Origin of the sequence: Actinopolyspora xinjiangensis, from assembly GCF_900104475.1 — a bacterium.
Taxonomy (GTDB): domain Bacteria; phylum Actinomycetota; class Actinomycetes; order Mycobacteriales; family Pseudonocardiaceae; genus Actinopolyspora; species Actinopolyspora xinjiangensis.
Genome location: NZ_FNJR01000003.1, coordinates 375,281 through 394,751 on the forward strand (window position 1 = coordinate 375,281; position 19,471 = coordinate 394,751).

At 65.9% G+C, this 19,471-nt stretch carries 15 protein-coding genes and 1 pseudogene; 10 read left to right on the forward strand and 6 right to left on the reverse strand.

All coding sequences use genetic code 11. The features are described from left to right. The first annotated feature begins 95 nt into the window (after positions 1-95). From BLQ75_RS06670 to BLQ75_RS23380, 4 genes and pseudogenes are all read left to right on the forward strand, one after another. A complete protein-coding gene (locus BLQ75_RS06670) occupies positions 96-353 on the forward strand; it encodes a hypothetical protein (protein WP_170837364.1) in 258 nt (85 codons plus the stop codon). Then, complete coding sequence (locus BLQ75_RS06675) at positions 350-838, forward strand: NUDIX domain-containing protein (protein WP_092599360.1); 489 nt, start codon at positions 350-352, stop codon at positions 836-838. Before BLQ75_RS06670 ends, BLQ75_RS06675 begins: the two co-directional genes overlap by 4 nt. A gap of 23 nt (positions 839-861) precedes the next feature. Further along, positions 862-924: pseudogene (locus BLQ75_RS24685) on the forward strand (hypothetical protein); the annotation flags it as partial. 32 nt (positions 925-956) lie between these two features. Continuing rightward, positions 957-1,154, forward strand: coding sequence for a hypothetical protein (locus BLQ75_RS23380; RefSeq protein ID WP_170837365.1), 198 nt, complete (start codon positions 957-959; stop codon positions 1,152-1,154). A gap of 293 nt (positions 1,155-1,447) precedes the next feature. On the opposite strand, the gene BLQ75_RS06680 is transcribed toward BLQ75_RS23380, so the two are convergent. Further along, complete coding sequence (locus tag BLQ75_RS06680; RefSeq protein ID WP_092599363.1) at positions 1,448-1,837, reverse strand: hypothetical protein; 390 nt, start codon at positions 1,835-1,837, stop codon at positions 1,448-1,450. Between the two features lie 1,316 nt (positions 1,838-3,153). Here BLQ75_RS06680 and BLQ75_RS06695 point away from each other — a divergent pair. Together BLQ75_RS06695 and BLQ75_RS06700 are read left to right on the forward strand one after the other, a co-directional pair. Further along, positions 3,154-3,609, forward strand: a complete 456-nt coding sequence (locus BLQ75_RS06695; RefSeq protein WP_170837366.1) for an Imm1 family immunity protein — start codon at positions 3,154-3,156, stop codon at positions 3,607-3,609. Further along, entirely contained in the window at positions 3,606-4,115 is a 510-nt protein-coding gene (locus tag BLQ75_RS06700) for an Imm1 family immunity protein (RefSeq protein ID WP_092599372.1), read from the forward strand. Before BLQ75_RS06695 ends, BLQ75_RS06700 begins: the two co-directional genes overlap by 4 nt. A 210-nt stretch (positions 4,116-4,325) precedes the next feature. On the opposite strand, the gene BLQ75_RS06705 is transcribed toward BLQ75_RS06700, so the two are convergent. Further along, positions 4,326-4,685: a hypothetical protein gene (locus BLQ75_RS06705; protein WP_092599375.1), complete on the reverse strand. Its 360-nt coding sequence runs from the start codon at positions 4,683-4,685 to the stop codon at positions 4,326-4,328. 489 nt (positions 4,686-5,174) lie between these two features. Here BLQ75_RS06705 and BLQ75_RS06710 point away from each other — a divergent pair, with 489 nt between their 5' ends. From BLQ75_RS06710 to BLQ75_RS06725, 4 genes are all read left to right on the forward strand, one after another. Then, positions 5,175-10,592 (forward strand): AAA domain-containing protein, encoded by a 5,418-nt coding sequence (locus BLQ75_RS06710; protein ID WP_244515285.1) that lies wholly within the window; start codon positions 5,175-5,177, stop codon positions 10,590-10,592. A gap of 995 nt (positions 10,593-11,587) precedes the next feature. Further along, positions 11,588-12,079: a hypothetical protein gene (locus BLQ75_RS23005; RefSeq protein ID WP_139182934.1), complete on the forward strand. Its 492-nt coding sequence runs from the start codon at positions 11,588-11,590 to the stop codon at positions 12,077-12,079. A 353-nt stretch (positions 12,080-12,432) separates the two neighbouring features. Then, positions 12,433-12,702: a hypothetical protein gene (locus tag BLQ75_RS06720; RefSeq protein ID WP_139182935.1), complete on the forward strand. Its 270-nt coding sequence runs from the start codon at positions 12,433-12,435 to the stop codon at positions 12,700-12,702. A gap of 168 nt (positions 12,703-12,870) precedes the next feature. Continuing rightward, positions 12,871-13,161 (forward strand): hypothetical protein, encoded by a 291-nt coding sequence (locus BLQ75_RS06725; RefSeq protein WP_139182936.1) that lies wholly within the window; start codon positions 12,871-12,873, stop codon positions 13,159-13,161. A 20-nt stretch (positions 13,162-13,181) separates the two neighbouring features. Here the strand turns inward: BLQ75_RS06725 and BLQ75_RS06730 are convergent, their stop codons facing one another. The 4 genes from BLQ75_RS06730 to BLQ75_RS06745 all read right to left on the reverse strand — a co-directional run bounded on the left by BLQ75_RS06730 (position 13,182) and on the right by BLQ75_RS06745 (position 19,376). Then, a complete protein-coding gene (locus tag BLQ75_RS06730; protein WP_092599387.1) occupies positions 13,182-13,985 on the reverse strand; it encodes an SAM-dependent methyltransferase in 804 nt (267 codons plus the stop codon). A gap of 129 nt (positions 13,986-14,114) precedes the next feature. Beyond that, positions 14,115-15,104 (reverse strand): LLM class flavin-dependent oxidoreductase, encoded by a 990-nt coding sequence (locus BLQ75_RS06735; RefSeq protein ID WP_092599390.1) that lies wholly within the window; start codon positions 15,102-15,104, stop codon positions 14,115-14,117. 166 nt (positions 15,105-15,270) lie between these two features. Then, entirely contained in the window at positions 15,271-18,996 is a 3,726-nt protein-coding gene (locus BLQ75_RS06740) for a caspase, EACC1-associated type (protein ID WP_092599393.1), read from the reverse strand. Further along, positions 18,993-19,376 carry an effector-associated constant component EACC1 gene (locus BLQ75_RS06745; RefSeq protein WP_092599396.1) on the reverse strand — a complete coding sequence of 128 codons (384 nt, stop codon included), beginning with the start codon at positions 19,374-19,376 and terminating at the stop codon, positions 18,993-18,995. Before BLQ75_RS06745 ends, BLQ75_RS06740 begins: the two co-directional genes overlap by 4 nt. Positions 19,377-19,471 lie beyond the last annotated feature (95 nt).

Here is a 19,471-nt window from a genome sequence, read left to right on the forward strand (position 1 = left end):
GAAAGGAACACCGACAAGCGAGTGTCCTCGTCACCCCTGGATACGACGGTCGAACCAGCGGATAAGGCACCGTATTGCCCCCTGTGGACCATCTGTTGGCCATCGCGGTTTTCCGCTGGTTCCCCGGTCGTGCCGACTCGGTGTTGGTCTCGGATCGCAACCCACTGCAGCCTTACACAGCCCCGGAACCAGGCCGCCGTCCGGGACAGTTCCCCACCGCCGACGCGCTGGCACGGCACACTCTCAAGCTGCCCGTGCCTCACGACGATGACGGCCTCACCGAGTGCTGTCTCGCCGCGTTCGACGAAATCTGGACCCATCGTCACGATCTGAAAGAAGGCATCCTCGCATGAACACACCCGAGTTGGACGAACTCACCCATGCCGACGCCGCCGACGGCATCGACCAACACGTCGTCGGCGCCGTCATCGACCACGGCGGCACGCTCCTCCTGCTCAAACGCCCCGCCGACGACTTCCGCGGCGGCACCTGGGAACTACCCTCCGGCAAAGTCGAACCCACTGATACCGACCTGTACGCCGCGCTTCACCGCGAAGTCACCGAAGAAACCGGCCTGACCATCTCGACCATCACCGGCTACCTCGGCGCGTTCGACTACACCTCCGGCTCCGGCAAGCACACCCGCCAACACACCTGGACCGTCACCGTGGCCAACCCCGCCGAGGTACACCTCAGCGAACACGACGAGTCCGCCTGGGTGGTCACCACCGACCAGCATCCGGTCAGCGCCGAAGTACAACGACTCATCGACGCCCACCTCGCCAGCCCCGCACACCGCCTACACACACTGAACAACCCCGCAAGCACCTACAGCTAGGACTTGCTCCGCAGTCGGATACGGTGCGCTGTTCGGGCACGTTCCTGGCGGATCCGTTGGAGGTTCCCACTGCTGTGGTGGACCTTCTGGCAGGACAGCTGAAGATTGCTGAGCCGCCGTGTGCGAAGTCCTCCGGACAGCGCCACGATCACACTGGACCTCGGACACCTACACCATGCCGCGTGAGGCGCCGCAGCGCTACACCGAGGGCCAACGTCGGCAGGCCGGCCACGAGGGCGGGCCCCTGACCGAGGAGCGCCAGGACCTGGCCGAGTTGGCCGGTGGCCCGCGCGAGCGTATCGATCAGGCGGAGTAATACCCGTCCGCACATCGCCGACGAGTTGAACGATGCCGCTCTCGGCGGCAGACACGAAAACACCCCCTCCCGGCCGGGAAAACCCGGAAAGGAAGGGGTCGTTTCTGCTGTTCACAGAGTCAGAGATGCTGAGTGTCGCTTTGTGGGCAGCGTAGAACGATCCGGATGTTCGGGGTTCCGGCGCGGGTTCTCGTGAGTGCGGACTGGCTATCCGGCCCCACTGTCCCTTTCGGCCCTTTCGGGCGTATCTTGGCCGCACTCGCCTCAGGCCAGTCTTGGGAGCACGAGGCCGACTAGCACTGTTGGGACTGGATGCCGTGGTTCCGACGGGGCATGGATACCCGCAGGAGCACGGTCGCGGTCACGATACCGATCACTCCGCTGAGCCCGGACCAGACATTCTGGTCAGCGAAGGTGAATATGCCGGTAGCGCCGAACGCGAACAGGACGATCAGCCCACCCAGCCCCGCCAGGCCAACACGCAGCGCATCACTCCCACCCGAGCGGATCGCGACCCACCCTGTCACGAGGATCGCCTGCACGCCGGTGAATACAGCGGCACACACGAACGCCGACACCCCGGCCCAGCCCAGCGCGATCACAGCGGCCAGGGCCACAACGACAGCGAGCCCCGTGGTGGCCAGGCGTGGCCCGCCGAAGAAGCCCTCGAACTTCGTAGCCACACTCCGGTGTTGTGTATCAGACACATTTCCGGACGATACCACTGACACAACTCATTGTACCAATAACGCCGAACCGAGGCACCAGAAACTTCGTAGCCTTCTGCCATGTGACGAATTGTTCGACCATAGCTCCCCAGGAACTGAGCGCGGCGACAGAAACGCCGAGGCACCCAGCGACGACCTTCTTGATCTCGTGCTTCACCCCCATAGGACGGACACCTGAGTCCTCAGCAGTTCCATCGGGCCCGTGCCGTGTCTGCGTTGTCCCACCGGAAAGATGGACGATTACAGAGCCATCCGTACGAAATTCCAGCTCCGTGGCATCTTCCGGAAGTGGGTCGTTACCGGCCTCGACCAAGTGCTCGTTGAATTTATCGATTTTGTCCGGATCGAGCTCTTCGACGTACCGCGTGTCCCGTGGCTTTTCGGGGTTGTCCGCTGCTTACGCCATCTCCTTCCTCGACGTGTCCGCAACACAAGTGTGTTCTTGCGTAGCGGGTCGGTCGGTCGCGGCCTGCGCCACCCCTCCGGATAAACCAATTGCCAAAGCCGCCGAAAGTGCCAGTGTCGTAACACGTACTGCCGAACGTTTCACCATGTGATACCCCAGATAGTTCGAGGAGAGTTGAACAAATAGAAACTTACATGATCTCAGCCGACTGCGAATAACCCTTGACCCCAATCGATTTATGCAATCGCAGGAGCGATAATCACAGCGACCACACAATCAGCACAAGGCACTATGATGATCACCATAGTGCCCTATTTTCGTTTGACAGCATCCAAGCGAAAATTCAATTCAGTCAAATGCATAGAAACATACTTCGGATGGGTGTTTACGATCCTCCATTTGTTTGAAGTGGCGGGAGTTCTCCGACGTCGAGGGCGAGCTGGGCGAGTGGATCGAGGTCCGCGCCTGGACCACCAGAGAGGGGCCGAAGGCGCTGTTCATGCGGCCGTGGTGTGGGTGCGCGAACGGAAGGTGCTGTCGCCGGGAGTGTCGACGCTGGTGCGGCTCGCGGCTGGGCGGCGTGAGACGGCGAATCAGCGGTTGTGGGGGCGCCCCGGACGGGCAGCGGGTGCTGGCCGCGCTCCTGAGCCCTAACTCGCTGATCGTCCACACCGGACAGCACTGCACCACGACTGGCGTGGCGTGCCTACGTAGCGATTCCGACACGGTCGGCTGACTTTTGACGCGGGAGAGGATCTTTCGCAACGGCTTCGTCCATTGGAGAGCTTCCACTGTCGGTTGGCGGGGCTACCGTCGAGCCATGCGACAACGGGGAACGAGCGCGCTACGTGGGGAGGGAACCGTCGTGACAATTCGTGCCAAGCACTTCGAATTAGAACCGGATAGCACGGTGACTGAGAACCTTCGCGAATCAACTCTGGTGACGGACAGCGAGGTGGAGACGTTCCTGGCGGAGCTGTCGGACCCGAATGCGAACGAAGCGATACTGACCCACGAATCTCGACCGATGAAACAGCACCCACGGACGGGCCGGTTGGCCCCTGATCACTCGCTCAAGATCGCGGTCGCTGGTGGATACGGCTACGCCGAGTACACCGGACCGGGGCATTGGTGCCAGGCAGTGGGAGACCCGGCCTCGCGGGAGTACCACACCAGCCGTTCGCACACGATGCGTGCCGGAAACGGGCTCTCGTTTCCTACGTTGACACGCCTTGTCACCGAATTCCTGGAGACGGGTGAACTCCCTCAGCTAGTCACATGGCGTGAGCAGTCCGACCCCTCTGTTGCTCACCCATCATGATCATCAGCGCACTCGTTCATGACCAGTTTCATCACGTGGAGCGCTGGGACGACGTTGACCGTGTGATCGATGAGGCCATCGATTGTTCCCTGCCTGGATCGACGGATGCGCCGCTTCCACCGGGTGAGGTGGCCCAGTTCTACTGCGCCGCCCAACCCTGGACCGATGAGGTCCTTGAGTGGGCACCGGACAACTTCCTCCAGCTCGCCAGCAATCCCTCCGCGGGCTATGCTGCGCTGACCTGGATGGGTTTCCGAGGAGAAGCCACGATGGAAACGTTCGTCTCCTTCGGCATGGACGCTCCGTTGAGCACCCCACCCCGCCTGGTCATCGATCCTGGCTACCCGTACGACCATGACCCACGCAGCGCACTTCCCCTCGAACAGGCCCGCACCGCCGTCCGGGAGTTCTGCCGTACAGGCGGCGCACGGCCACAGTCGGTGACCTGGGTACGCGGCGATTTCACCGGTGCCATCCTGCAACCGTTGCCGGACATCGTCGCCTAGGGCGTGACTGCAAATCACCGGGAGGAGTCGGCGGATTCTCTCGTACGGCTCTCGCGAGGAAGGCCCGACGTCGTGCAGTAGCTACCCGATGTCGGTGTTGCCGCAACGAGACGAGCCGTGAGATTCCACCACCCAACTCCTGTGGTCGGCGATTTCTCGCGAAATCGCCGCACCAGCCACCCGACCACCCACGAAACTCCCCCGCACTGGTCAGGCAACCTCCCGGTGAATCATCTCGTAGGCCCGCCTGCGCGCCAGTCGGATGTAGTCGTCCCGCGCCTCCTGGTCGTCCAGGAACTTCCGCAGGAACTTGGTGTTGTCCTCGCCGCGTTCGATCACCTTGTCCTCGAACCTGGAGTCGAACACGTCGGCGAAGGTCTCCTCACTGTTGTTCAGCGCCGCCGCCCGCACGTGCCCGTCCGCGATGACCCGCTCCACGTCGGCGAGCATGTCGTGCTCGCCGAGGTTGGTGCCGTGTCGCTCGTTGAACTCGGCCAGCAGCTCGGCCAGCGTGACCTTCTCCGGTTCGGCCGCCGCGCCCGAGCCGCCACCGCTGAACCCGAGCAGCACCTGCTCGCCCTCGGGAACGACTCTGGACTGAGAACAAGCGTACCGGCGACAGGACAGGGCTCGCGCTGTGCGGCGAGACGGGGTGCAGACCTGGGTTTCTGGTTGGATGGTCTCGCACTACCCGGGACGCCGGGTCACTCGATCGGCGGAATCTACCGCCGCGCTCGATCCGGGTGACCCGACAGCGGGCAGGTAGCAGCTGTCCGGGTGATCGAAGAGCACGACTCGACAACGGGCGGCCGAGCCCCACCGCGATGGCCGTCCGTCCCGCTCGGCCACTCGGGACACCGTCGCTGCCGGCACACCGACAACCCACCTGCCCTGCCGGAACCCGAACGGCGAGTGCTAGAACAGCGGCGGAACACGATACGCCGGAAATCGGCGGCTGCTCGTTCGAAAGCACTGTCGTCCCGAACACCGACGACGCGCCCGCGCGACAGGAAGTCGCCCGCCCGTTTCGACAACGCGATCCCCGCGAGGAGAACAACTTTGACGATCGGCAGGGAGCAAGCGGGGCCGGACTCCCCCGACCAACCGGACACCGAAGCTCCGAACATCGAGGGCCCAGGCACCGAAGACCCGAGCACCGAAGACGAAGCGCGACCGCCGATCCGGGAGAACGACCCGCTGGCCGACCGCGCGCGACGGCTGTTCCAGTTCCTCGGCGAAGCGCAACGACTGCGCACCACCCCGATCCACACCGTCGAGAAGTACCAGTCGGTTCGCTGGACGAGTGGAATCCCCGAGCACCCGGCCGTCTCGCTCGCGGGCCGCGACAGCGACCCCGCCGAGAGCGAGTACGTGCTCAGCGTCGAACGGCTGCCCAAACAGGACCCGCCCCAGCCGTCGACGCGGCTGGCCGAATGGCTCGACGGCCCGATCGACGACCCGGCGAAAACGCCCCGGCCGCGCGACACGGTTCCGGCCGCCGCCGCACCGACGACCGAACGCGGCAGCGACGAGCTCGGCACGGAACGGCTGCGGCGCGAGAACCACCCGGAGATCGACGAGGACCACGAGGACTGGCTCGCGGAGTGGAGCCTCTGGGCCGAGCGGGAACTGGCCGATCGGCCGGTGCGGGAGCTCTACAACGAGCTGTTCAGCACCTACACCGAGATCGGCAACAACCCTGAGTCGCTGGAACTGGTGCTGGGAATCGGCTGCCTGAGCTGGCAGCCCGACAGCCGCCCCCGGATCGAACGGCACCTGCTGACCACCGCCGCCGGTGTCCACCTCGACGACGACTCCGGCACACTCACCGTCGTTCGTTCCGAGGAGAGCGCGGACGAGTTCACCCTCGAACGGGACATGCTCGCCCCCGAGCTGCTCACCGACGCCGAGAAGCTCAACGAGCTGGCCGCCGAGGCCGCCACACTGGACTCCCACCCGCTCGACCGGGAACAACTGGCCGGAGTGATCCGCCGGTTCGTGCACACCCTCGACCCCGACGGCCAGTACCGGGACGAGGACGAGCCCGCGCGCGCCCAGTCCCACCCCGTCGCCACTTTCGCCCCCGCGATCATCACCCGGAAGCGTTCGCAGCGCGGGATCGTGCGGATCTTCGAGTCGATCGCCGAGCAGCTCGCCGAGACCGGCGTCGTCCCCTCGGGAGTGCGTCCGCTGGTCGACCCCGACCAGCAGCCCGTCGGCTCCGAGAACATCGGCTCCACCGACGGTCGGGAGAACGTCGACGAGGAGACCTTCCTCCCGCTTCCGGTCAACGAGAAGCAGCTGCGGGTGGTGCGGCACGTCGACTCGAAACCGCAGACCCTGGTGCAGGGCCCGCCCGGCACCGGCAAGACCCACACCACGGCCGCGCTGCTGGCGCACCTGCTCGCGCAGGGCAAGCGCGTGCTGGTCACCGCGCACACCGACCGCGCGCTGCAGGAGGTGCGCGACAAGCTCCCCGAGGAGATCAAACCGCTGTCGGTGGCAGTGGTGGGAAGCTCGCGGCAGGACATGTCGGACCTGCGGGTGGCCGTGGACACGATCGCCGACAACACCGAGGAGTACGACGACGAGCGCGCCACCGAGATCGTCACGGAGTGCTCGAACCGGATCGAGGAGGCGCGGCGGGAACGCGCCAGGCTGCACCACCAGCTGGTCGAGGCCAGGCAGCACGAGACCAGGGAACACTCCGTGGGCGGCTATCAGGGCACGCTGTCGACGATCGCCCAGCGGCACGCCGCCGACGCGGAACGCTACGAGTGGCTGGCCGAGTTCGCCTCGGTTTCGGCCGACAGCGCACCGCCGCTGGACAACGCCGAGATCAACGAGTGGCGCGCCGCGCTGTACGACCGGGAGATGTCGGCGGAGGAACCGTGGGCACGGCAACGACTGGTCGACCCCGCCGAGATCGCCGCGCCCGAGGAGTTCGCCGATCTGGTCGCCGCCGAGTCCAAGGCGGGCGAGGAGGAACAGCGGCACGGCGAACTCAAGGGGCACGCCGCGTTCGACGCGGTGAGCGCACTGGACCAGGCGACGCGGCAGTCGCTGCGGCAACGCCTGCTCGAACTCGCCGACACCGCCGATGAACTCGCGGGAGGTTCGCAGGAGTGGCTGAGCACCGCCCTGCACGACGTGCTCTCGGGCCGTGGTGAGGTCTGGCGTTCCCGCGCCAGCCGGATCGACGAACTCGCCGAACGCTGCGAAACCACGTTGCAAGAGCTGGACCCGCTGACCGAGGTGCGGGTCGCGGGCGACATCCCCACGCTGACGAGCCTGGCCACGGGAGCACTCGAACAGCTGAACAACGGTGGGAGGATCAAGACCCGATCCGACGGCAGCGTCAAGCTCGGGATGTTCACCGCCAAGTGGATCAAACACGCCGAACCGCTCTTCCGGCAGGTTCGGCTCAACGGCCGCTGCCCCACCACGGTCGAACAACTGCGGGCCTTCCTGCACTGGGCCGAGTGCTACCGAGCGCTGATCGCGCTGGACCAGGCATGGCCCGAGGACATGGTGATCACCGCCGAGGACACGTTCCGCGAACGGCTGGACTGGCACCTCGCCCAGGTCAACCAGCTGAAACGGGTGCTGAGTCTCGGCGAGGAACTGGCCACCGAGGAACAGCACCTGTCCCGGCGGGGACTGCCGAAACCCGACTGGAACGACCTCGCGGCGGTGCGGCGCTACGCCGCACTGGCAGACGCCGCGGCAGCCGTGGAGGCCACGGCTGCGGCGAGCGCGCCGCTGCGGGAGCTCGAGAACCAGCTGGCGGGTGAGACACGCTGGTCCGACACCGGTGAGTGCGTCCACGCGCTGCTGGAGGCCGCGCGGGCACGCGACATCGACAACTACGCCGCGCACCACCGCAGGCTGCTGCACCTGTTGGAGATCCGACGACGCCTCCGGAGGCGCGACGAGCTGGAACAGCGGCTGAGCGAAGCCCTACCTCGGCTGCGCACGGAGATCGAGGCCGCCGACACCACGGCGGAGCTCTGGGCCGAGCGGCTGGCGGACTTCGAGGCGGCCTGGCGATGGCTGGCCGTGCGGGACTGGGTGCTGCGGCAGCACACGGTCGACGAGAACGAACTGCGGGCCAGGATCAACAGTCTGGAGAACGTGATCCGGGAGCAGAGCGAGCGGCTGTACGCCACACGGGCATGGAGCCACGCCGTCGCCCCGGAACGGCTCGGAGGCGGCGCACGGGCCGATCTGCGTAACTACTCCAACCTGGTCCGCCGACTGGGCAAGGGCACCGGAACCCACGCCGAACGGCGACGTTCGGAGATCCGCGAGGCCATGATGCGCTGCAGGCCGTCCGTGCCGGTGTGGATCATGCCGATCTACCGGATCGCCGAACAGTTCCGGATCCAGCCGGACATGTTCGACGTGGTCGTGGTGGACGAGGCGTCGCAGGCCGGGCTGGAGGCGGTGTTCCTGCAGTACCTGGCGCCGAAAATGGTCGTCATCGGCGACGACAAGCAGGTCTCGCCGATGGGCGTGGGCCTGGACCAGGAGGACCTGCGCAACCTCGCCGGGCAGTACATCGCCGACGACCGCTATCGCAACGCCTGGCAGGACCCGCTGCACAGCCTGTTCGACGACGCCAAGATGCGCTACGGCGGCCAGATCACGCTGACCGAGCACCGGCGGTGCGTGCCGGAGATCATCGAGTTCTCCAACCGCATCGCCTACCGACCGGACAACATCAGGCTGAGCCCGGTGCGCCAGTACGACGCCGACAGGCTCGAACCGTTCCGGGCCCGCCACGTCACCGAGGGCCACCGGAAGGGCGAGGTGAACGAGCCCGAGGCCCAGGCACTGGTCGAGGAGATCGTGCGCTGCGCGGCCGACCCGCGCTACGACGGGAAGACCTTCGGGGTCATCTCGCTGCTCGGGGACGCGCGGCAGGCCCGGCTGATCGAGCGGAAGCTGCTGGAACGGCTCTCGCCGCAGGAGATCGAACGACGTCAGCTGCGGTGCGGCACCCCACCCGACTTCCAGGGCGCCGAGCGCGACGTGATCTTCCTGTCCATGGTGGAGGCAGCCAGGGAGGGCAAGCGGATCAGCTCGCTGACCGCGCCGCAACACGTGCAGCGCTACAACGTGGCGGTCTCCCGCGCCAAGGATCAGGTCTGGCTGTTCCACTCGGTGGGCCTTTCCGAGCTGCACAACCGGGAGGACATGCGCTACCAACTGCTGGAGCACTGCTACAGCATGATCGACGGCGCTGCCCGAAGTGACTCGGACGAACTGGTGAGCGCGGTCTCCGAGGAACACCGTGACACCAGGTTCGACTCGCTGTTCGAACAGCGGGTGTTCAACCGGCTGGTCGAGCGCGGCTACTCGGTGATCCCGCAGTACTCCGTGGAGCCCTACAAGATCGACCTGGTGGTGATCGGCAGCAAGGCGCGACTGGCGGTGGAGTGCGACGGCGACGCCTGGCACGGCCCGGAAGCCTACGAGCGCGACCTGACACGGCAGCGCGAGCTGGAGCGCTGCGGCTGGACCTTCCACCGCATCCGGGAGTCGGCGTTCTACGTGGACCAGGCTCAGGAACTCGACTCGCTCTGGAAGGCCCTGAGTGAGCAGGGGATCCATCCGCGCGGAGCCGAACCGGAAGCCGTGGAGCAGGCGAGTGCGGCGGCCGTCACCGAGTCGGTCGCGACAGCGACGGCGGTCGAGGCCGCGGCGGTCGGCACCGCGGAGGTGGTGATCGCGGAACCGTCCGAACCGGTCCCGGCTAGGGCAGTGGAGGACGGTACCGCCGAGTCGGACGTCGTCGGGCGAGCGGCCGCGCCGCTCGTGGTACCGGAGGAGGACGAGACCACCGGGCACGAGACCGTGATCGGAGGTTCGGAACCCGAGCCGGACGACGACCCCGACTCGGTCGCCGGAGACACCGGGGAAACCGCCGAGGCGTCCGAGCCGAGCGGTGAGACCTCGATTTCCGAGCACGCCGAGTACGTGGAGTACAGCGGCACGCTGCCGCATCCGCAGCACCTCGCGCGCAAGCAGCTCGCCGAAGGATTGACGGAAATCGTGGCCACCGAGGGGCCGGTGCTCGGGGACCGACTGGCCAGGCTCTACGCCCGCGCCTACGGCGGACGGCGCACCGGGGAGATCTCCAAAACCCTCAACGAGGGCATTTCCACGGCCGTGCGCCACGAGATGCTGGTGGAGGACAACCCGCTGGGAGACAACCGAATCGCTCACCGCACCTTCCGGCTGCCCGAACAACCGGAGGCGCGGGTCCGCACCGCCGGGCCGCGCACCATCGACGAGATTCCACCCCGCGAGCTGGCGACCGTGCTCGGAGAACAGGCCCTGCTGCACGGCTGGCTGGACGAGAAGGGACTGTTCCGGGCGGTGGTGCGCCGGTTCGGCTGGCGACAGCTCAGCGCCAAGGCGCAGCAGCGGCTGCGTGCCGTCACACCGCTCGTGGACGAGAAGGACGCCTGACACCACCGCCGCACCAGGCGGGTCATGGCTGGTGAGCGGAGGGGGCGCGTAGGGCCACCACCACACGATCGGTCGGGTGGAGTCGACGTGATCGTGTGGTGGGCCGCGAGTACCGGTCGGACACCGCTCGGCCGATGGCCCTCGGGGCAGGCACCGGCCGGGCGGTGGGCGGCCCGGCGCCGGATATCGGAGTTCGGCGGCCGTGAGCCGGCGGACGGGCGTGGCTTACCGCGCCCGCGGCCCGGCGGGCACGCGCGAAGCGGACTCGGAACTCGGAAACGTCGAGCGCGTCCGACACACCGCCCCCAGCTGACGGCCCGGATCGATGACCGCTGCCTGCTCGCCGCCGCGCTACAAGCCGACAGTGGCGGCTTTCCGGCCCCGGTGAGCGGTTCGTGCGGGCAGCTGTGCCGCTCCCGTCGCCACGTGGGAGATGCTTTGTGGACGAAGTCGCCCACCGACTCGACGGCGAACAATTCCCGCCCGACAGGCGCCGGAACACGACCGACGAGCTCGCGGCCACGCTGTTCGAGAACCGCGACGAGCCGAGCGCACTCACCGCCACTGCCGGCGAGCGAGCCACGATGCCAGGGGCCGATCCGCGACCGCCACGCTCCCACCAGCGAAAAGACTCCCCACGAATGACCCCACGACCCGACGGTTCTCGCCCGCTTCCCCGGCGGGTTCATCGCCCAGCGAGCCGGGCCCCGGAACCGGGGAACCCGCGCACACCATAGGAATGATCAGCGGGATGACGACGCATCTCGCCTCCTCCGTATGACCGGCTTACCAACGCGGCGGGATCGGCTCGCGCGACAACACTCGACAGTGGCTCCGCACTACCTGATTGGCGGCTGGTGGCAGCTGCTACGGAGCGCGCAATCTGGAACAGCTGTCTCTGCCGAGCAGCGATGGAGATACGCAAAACGGGAATAACGACGAGTGGCCGACATCCGACCATGTCGAACCCCTCACCCGTAAAGGAGGTTCCCCGAATGTCGAAACGTCTACCAATTCTGATTTCGACGATCGCCGCCTTCGTGCTGTCGGTCGGGCTGGCGCCCGCCATAGCGGAAGCATCAGCCCTTCGAGGCTCGACAGCATCCGATCATCCGGCGTCGACCACGTCGGCCACGGCACCGCGAGATGCCGACGAGCTGACGATGAAGGTACGCAAAGCGGCCCCTGGGAAGTGGTGTGTCCGTGGCTACTACAAGAACATCTACCGCGGTACGGGGTGCTTCAGGAATAAAGGCGATCATGTGACCGCCTATGATGGATACAAGGACGGTATGCACATCAGAACGGACTGGCACACCGACTACGGCCGCGATGGAGCGTGCGCGGACGGTGGCGACGCCGGCAGGGACGACTGTAACTACAACATGCGGGAAAGCGGCTCCCTGAAGTTCCAGGTGGAACTCCGGGACAAGAAAGAGCTGATCGCTCAAACCCAATGGACCGGATACCTTCCGATCGGCCAGTGAGCCGGTCCGCCCAGGAACGCTCGCCCCGCACGGTTGCCGAAGAACGTTGCCTCGGCAACCTGGGGCAGCGCTTCACCACGGTGAGACGGACAGCCGGTCGCACGAACCGCTCACCGGAAACCACTCCGCTCGCGGGGAAGCTGTTCCAACTGTCGGTTCGGCCGGGTTCATGGAGATCACACGCGCTTCCTTCTCCTTTTCGCGGGAGAGACACCGCGGGACTGATGCTCGGTCAGGAGTCAACGCACACCTCAGCGCGTTGCTCGCCGCACCGGCTACCGCTCCGATCACGGTCCCGCAACGGCCGATGATCCCCGTCGTGAAGTGCGCCGGTAGCTGGGTACCTTGAGACCATGCGGCGATACGTGCCACCGGATATGCCCGTCAAGGTGTCGAGCCGGACGGCACGGCGGATCATGGTCGCCTGCGTCGTCCTGTGCGCGCTGAGCGGAGCCGTCGTGGTGCTCTACCTCGCCACGCCCTACGTGACCGGACGAATCGGCTCGCCTCAGTTCCTGCTGTCATGGCTGTTCTGCACCTTGACATTCGGCATCCAGATATACAGCTGGCGCTCGATCCAGCAGAAGGCACTGCGGCAGGAAGCCGAGCGGACGAACGACTGAGCAAGACCACCACGTGATCAGACCGGGTCGGAGTGACCGATGAGGTCGTGTGGTGACCACGAGCGCCGATCGGCGGAATCCAGGACCGCACCGACACCGCGATCACGGTTCCGCGGCGTTCGACGATCTCCGCCGAGCCGGGACGAGGCACACCGATAGCGTGGGAGCATGCAGCGCTACTCCCCACCCAATGCACAGGTGAAGGCATCGAGCAGGACGGTGTGGTGGTTCACCGCTGTCTGCGCTTCCTTATGTGGCCTGACCGGACTGGCCGCGGTGGTCCTCCCGACACTGTCCTACGTGTCCGGAGGCCCCGTCTCGTTGGAGCTTCCGATGAGTTTGCTGTGGAAGAGCATCTTCTTCGGAATCCTCACCTACATCTTTCGGCTGATCCACCACAAGGCGCTGCGGCAGGAGGCCGAACGGGCGAAACGAGCTGGGACGCCGGCGAACGACTGAAAGCAGGACGAGGGGAAAGCTCAGCACCTGCCGACCGCGGCCCAGAACGCGTTGCGGGCCCCCTCGGGGACCTCGCCCGGATCCGGGTGCCAGTCGACGGCGTGCACCAGCCCCGGCTCCACCAGTTCGAGATCCCCCAACAGCGCGGCGAACTCCTCCACCGAACGGTGCATGGCCGTGTGGCTGGTGTCGCGGTACAGCCGCGAGATCTCCTCGACGCGGTCGGGCTCGTCGTAGTGGTCGGTGATGTGCGAGACCACCAGGAAACTGCCCGGCGCCACGGCCCGGCGGTAGGAGTCGACGATCTCGGCGGGGCGCTCATCGTCGCCGATGAAGTGCAGCACGGCCGCCGCGAGCACCGCCATCGGCTCGTCGAAGTCGAGCAGCCCGGTGACCCCCGGTTCGGCCAGCACCTCCTCGGGCCGACGCAGGTCCGCCGGGCTGATCGTGGCTCCCGTCACTCCTTCGAGGAGCTGGCGGGTGTGGGCCACGGCCACGGGCTCGTTGTCGACGTAGGCCACACGTGCCGAGGAGTCCCGCGCCTGGGCGATCTCGTGCACGTGCCCCACCGTCGGAATGCCGGACCCAAGGTCCAGGAACTGGCGAATCCCCTGGTCCAGGCAGAAGCGGACCGCCCGCTGCAGGAACGCCCGGTTGGCCCGCGCACCCGGGATCATGGCCGGCGTGATCGACACCGCCCGCTCGGCCGCGCTCCGGTCAGCGGCGAAGTTGTGCGACCCGCCGAGGTAGTAGTCGTACATCCGCGCCGCGTTCGGCGTCGTGACGTCGATGCCCTCGCTCCACGCCGGTTCCCCGATCGACATGCCACCCACTCCCCACAGCCGGAATCGTCTACCAATCCGGCAGCGTACACACCCGGGCACACGCCGCGAAGAACGGCGGAACCCCGGAACCGGGAGAGAGTATCACCGAAGGGATGGCGGCGCTCGGCGTCAGGCCGCCGCGTCGACCATTCCGCTGACCTCGGCCACCAGTTCGAAGGAGCGCAGCCAGGCGTCCCGCTCGGGTGCCAGCGAGGTGACCATCAGCTCGTCGGCCCGGGCGTGCTCGGCGAAACCGTCCAGATAGTTCCTGACCTCGTCGGCGGTCCCGACCGCGGAGTAAGTCAGCATCTGCTGAGCCTGCTGCCCGGCGGGTGAGTCCAGGGCGCTGTCGGCCTCCTCCCGGGTCAGGTTCCGGCCGGTGAGCAACCGCAGCCTGCTGCGCTTGGCGGCCTGGAACTGCTCCCGCGCCTGCTCGGCCGAGTCGGCGGCGACGATGTTGACTCCCGCGATGACGTGGGGTTGCGACAGCTGCTCGGACGGGGTGAACTGACGCCGGTAGACCGAGACCGCGTCCTCCAGCGCGTTCGGGGCGAAGTGCGAGGCGAACGAGTACGGCAACCCGAGCGCGGCGGCGAGCTTGGCGCCGAACAGCGAGGAGCCCAGGATGTAGAGCGGGACGCCGGTCCCCCTGCCCGGCACGGCCTGCACCCCCTGCACCAGGGATTCCTCGCCCAGGTAGCCCTGCAGCTCCCGCACGTCCTGCGGGAAGGTCTCGGCGGCCTTCGGATCGCGGCGCAGCGCCCGCGCGGTCTGCTGGTCACTGCCCGGCGCCCTGCCCAGGCCGAGATCGATCCGTCCCGGGTGCAGGGTCTCCAGCGTTCCGAACTGCTCGGCGACGGTCAGCGGAGCGTGGTTCGGCAGCATGATGCCACCCGCGCCGACGCGGATGGAACTGGTGTGCGCGGCGATGTGTCCGATGATGACGCTGGTCGCCGAGGAGGCGATGCGCGGCATGTTGTGGTGTTCGGCGTACCAGATGCGCCGGTACCCCCACCGCTCGGCTCGCTGCGCCAGATCGATGCTGGCCCGAAGGCTGTCACCCGGGGTCTCGTCCCGACCGACGTTGGCGAGATCGAGGATGGACAGCGGAACACCCATGGCAAACGCACCCTTCCACACAGATACTGTGACAGATTCTGACACAGTTTTTCCGGCCAACCGTTCGAACGCGCTCGACCGGAAGGGGTATTCCCGGCATCGCACGGATCACATGTTCGCCGTCACGGTCCCGCCCGGTGCGGGACCGCTACCGGCCCGCGCACCGTCACCGCCCGCCGAGCGGGCGGATGCCACCGTCCTCCCGTCCGAGGAACCTCTCGTCGAAGAGCCGCCATGCGGGCACGCGGAACGCGGCGCGCCCCTCCTCCGGGGCCGCCAGCAGTCGGCTGTGTTCGTACCGTAAGCGAAGATGACGCCCGGGAGGCATCTCACCGTACCCCCTGTCGAGTAATACGGCGGTCTCTCCGGCCCCTTCGCTAACCAGCACGTCGGCACGGTGGCCGCGCACCTCCTCCGCCAACGAACACTCACCACTCGTACGAGAGCTGAGCTGCTTGTACAGCCTCATCAGGAGGCGATCCTCGGTAAGATCCGGCTCATCCCACGGACCGCTCCCATCATTGCCGGCGATCTCGGCGAGGTACCCGCCGATGCCGCCCTGTTTACGCCATACCTCACGGTCACCTACCACGATGAGGTGGGAACGTGCGCGAGTGATCGCGACGTTCCAGAGGTTCCACTGGTTGTTGAGCCACGCCCGGGTACCGGGTTTTACCTCAGCACCCGCTACCAGAGAGAACACGATCGCGTCACGTTCAGACCCCTGGAACCGGTGCACGGTGCCCACCTGGACACGATCTTCGTCGCCACACCATCGCTGCAACAGCTTCGCCTGCGCGGCGAACGGGGTCACGATCCCCACCTCACCGTCTTCGGGAAGTTTTCGAAGCAGATACCGCACCGACTCGACCACCCGAAGAGCCTCGTCCTGATTCACCCACGAACCGTCACGTTGGCGCTGGGCTCGCCCTGACACATCGGACCACACCACTGGAGGGCGGTCGATACCACGCTGTCTACCCACATCGGTGAGCACGGCAAGTTGACGGCCGTAGAACGAGGCGTTGGACACGGTGGCGATACGCGGATGGCAGCGAAAGTGCTCGTCGAGCAGCAGACTCCCGCCCGTATGCCGACGGAAGGCATGGAACGCGGAGTGTCGATGATAGGTACGGCGCTGTTCTTCCAGCCAGCCTCCGTCGATACCGGCTTCGCGACGCGCTTCGGCCTCCCGCGTGCTGCTGAGCGTCACCACGGGAGGCAACTGCATCGGATCTCCGATGATCAGCACGCGTTTGGCCCGGTAAAGCACCGGAAGCACCTGGGGGATCGAGCACTGACTCGCCTCGTCCACGATCGCGAGGTCGAACAGTCTCGGTGCGAGCGGAAACCGGCTCGCACTCTGGTTCGTGACCGCCCAGCCGCGCACGTGGCGAAGCACCGTCCGAAGCTCGGACCAGTCCTTCCCCTGCGCGTGGAGTAGTGCGAGGATGTCTTGCCGTCCCGCACGGGCCGCGTCGGCGACACTCTGTTCGAGCATCCGACGGGACAGTTCGTGCAGTCTCCGGTTCGCTTGTTCCAGATTCTCCCGTTGGGTGTCATCCCCGGCCAAAGCATCGGCACGCACGACCGCCTCGCGCCACAGCCGCTCGATCCTGGCCCACCGCCCGATAGATTCGCACAATTCCGATGTGGGGTTTATCCCCTTCCTCACATTCCTGCGCAGGAACCTCGCACGACGTCGACGCCCGAACCACCTCGCTCCGGCTACGCGTTCGGCCCGACGGGCGAGAGACTCCAGATCGGTTCTGCCACCGAGCTCGCGAGACAGCCCCGCGAGCGTGTCGTCCAACTGCCCGACGAGTTCGGCACGCTGTTCCCCCAACGACAGCAGCTCACTCTCACACTCGGCCTTGGTGGCGATCCACTTCCTGGCCTGATCCAACTCCTCATTGGCCCACTTGAGTTCGGCGGAGACAGTGGCACGATTCGTGTTCGATCCGTCGTTGTCGAGTACTTTCCGCAGTTCCTCCCGCTCCTTATCCCGGTAGTTGACCCGTGTGTAGGCGCTGCCGGTACGGATCAGCGAGCCCGGCACGAGATCCGAACAGCGCTGCCACACCTCATCCACTGCGCGATTGTTGCTGGAAGTCATCAACACTGACTGGCCTGCGGACACCGCGGTGGCGACGAGATTGGCCACGAGTTGACTCTTGCCCGTCCCCGGAGGTCCGGTCGCGACGGTGAGCGTCCTGCTCATCGCGGACGCGAGAATCTCCTCCTGTCTTTCGTTCAGCGGTCGGGGCGCGACCCGTTGCCATCTCCTGGTCTCGTCCCACTCGATCTCGCCGGTAAGCAAAGGCGACAACGCGGTTCTGCGGAGTGTTTTCGTGTCCGATGTGGCTATCTTCTCGAGCTCTTCGAGTAGCTTCTTGTTCGCTTGATTCCGTGTGGGCAGAGAAAACAGGACGGCAGCGTTGCGCGCACCTTCCGCAGGGGTCCTGCGATCGATATTCGGTTCCAGTTCGAGCGGACGCAACGGCTCGACCTCCCGGAGTCGGAACTCCTCACGGAGGTAGTAGCTTGTCTCCTGCACGAGCTGGTTGTGCATACCAGCGCGCCAGTGAGAATAAAAGGTCTCCCTGAGCTTGGCTGCTCCCTCAGTTCCCATCGTCCGTTCCGCCAACTGCGGATGTGGAAGGATCTCTCCCTGGGGTTCGAGCCGTTCGTTGCCCTCGTCGTCTGAGACCACATGAACACGGCGGACGAACAGTGGGGCGAACTGGGGCGTCCGATACCGCTGCCCACGGGCGTCATGTCGCAGCACCACAGCCGGATAGCCGTACCAGAGCTCGTCACCGTCGTGCACGGTCTGGTCAACGAAAGACGTCGCTTCCTCCGGCACGGGGAGCGTCCCGTTCTCGTCCAAGTCTCCCGAGAGCAGGCACTCGCTGCCCGTTAGACACACATAACGCTCATCAGACTGGTCAACCCCCATAAGGGGCATAGTGTCCTCACCGTCTCGAAGACACCGACGGTAATAGTCCAACAACACGGACCAGCGGGTTTCCGATCCCGTGTCCGAGGCAACCGTTCGGGGCAGCGACTTCGCTTCCTCGGCCGAAGGCGCGGGAGCAGGTTTTAGCGGGGGACCCGAGTACGCACGTGCCAGCACGATGTCCGCGTTGACCTTGTCGGACGAGAAGGTGGGGAACTGCTCCGACTCGGCATCCTCACGGTTCCGCATCCGGTTGCTGACGTATCGGAACAACTCGTCCACGGATACGAGACCGTCATTGTCGGTGTCGCAGCGTCCGGTACGCAACGCCTCGAGCACTTCACCCGTGAACACCGAAGGAAGTGGACCATCCGGTGTTTCCTCGCCGCCCCAGGACTTCTCGTTCGGCCCGGACGAGGAAACGACATAGACGCCACGACTGTTGAGAAGCTTGGGGGAAGGGCCAGCCGACTTAGACTCACGAGTACGTATTCCGAGACTGTAACCACCGCTGTAACAGCAGTCGAGCATCGCGACCTTCTGCGGGGCGGCACACAGCTCCAAGTATTCGTTGACGAAGGACGCTCCGACGCCGGTGTTCTCTATGCTGTCAGCGTCGGAACTGTCGCTGTCGGAGGCGAGGAAGAAGAACTCTCCACTGGAAAGAACCCGTGTGCCGTGACCGCTGATGTAGAGCAATCCCAGATCCTGGGCTCCGAGACCGCCGAGGAACTCCGCGATCACTCGCGACATCTCCACGGCGGTCGGATCGAGTACCACTCCTACATCGGTGAACGCCCCGATAGCGGGGTGTTCCAGTACCTGTCGCAGCTGGGTGATGTCGGCTCTCGCGCACCGCAGCTCCCCCAGATCAGGGTCGTCGTAGCTCTCAGTCCCGATTAGCAGTGCTCGCTTGTACAGGTGGTCACTCACGAGCGTTCGTTCTCCAGGATTCGTTCGACGAGATGCCGCTGGGTTTCGTCCGTGTCAGGTGGAAGCCTGTACTCCGCACCGTCCTTAGTCCGGAGATGCACGATGCGGTCATGCTGCTTGGCCGACCAGGCCCGGATGCTTTCCAGCAGTACGGAAACGGTGCCCTTCCCCGTGGTCACCAGAGCGATCGCCAGAGCGAGTTCCCCGAGTACGGAGCCGCTCTTCTCCCCACCCGAGGCGGGCTCGGAGTCAGCCGTGATTCGGATGTTCACTCCTTCCACCTCCGCGAGGTGGGTACGCAACGAACGCAGCAACCGCTCCTCGAGAACGGCGTTACCTGCCACGGGCACTCGGAGTTCCAAGGCGGATTCATTGATCATGCTTACCTCCACAAGATCACTTTCTCGCGGAGAGCGTATTACAACGGTGAGTAGCCACACAGGATGTTGTTCGAGAGATCGCGCTCCAGTACCTC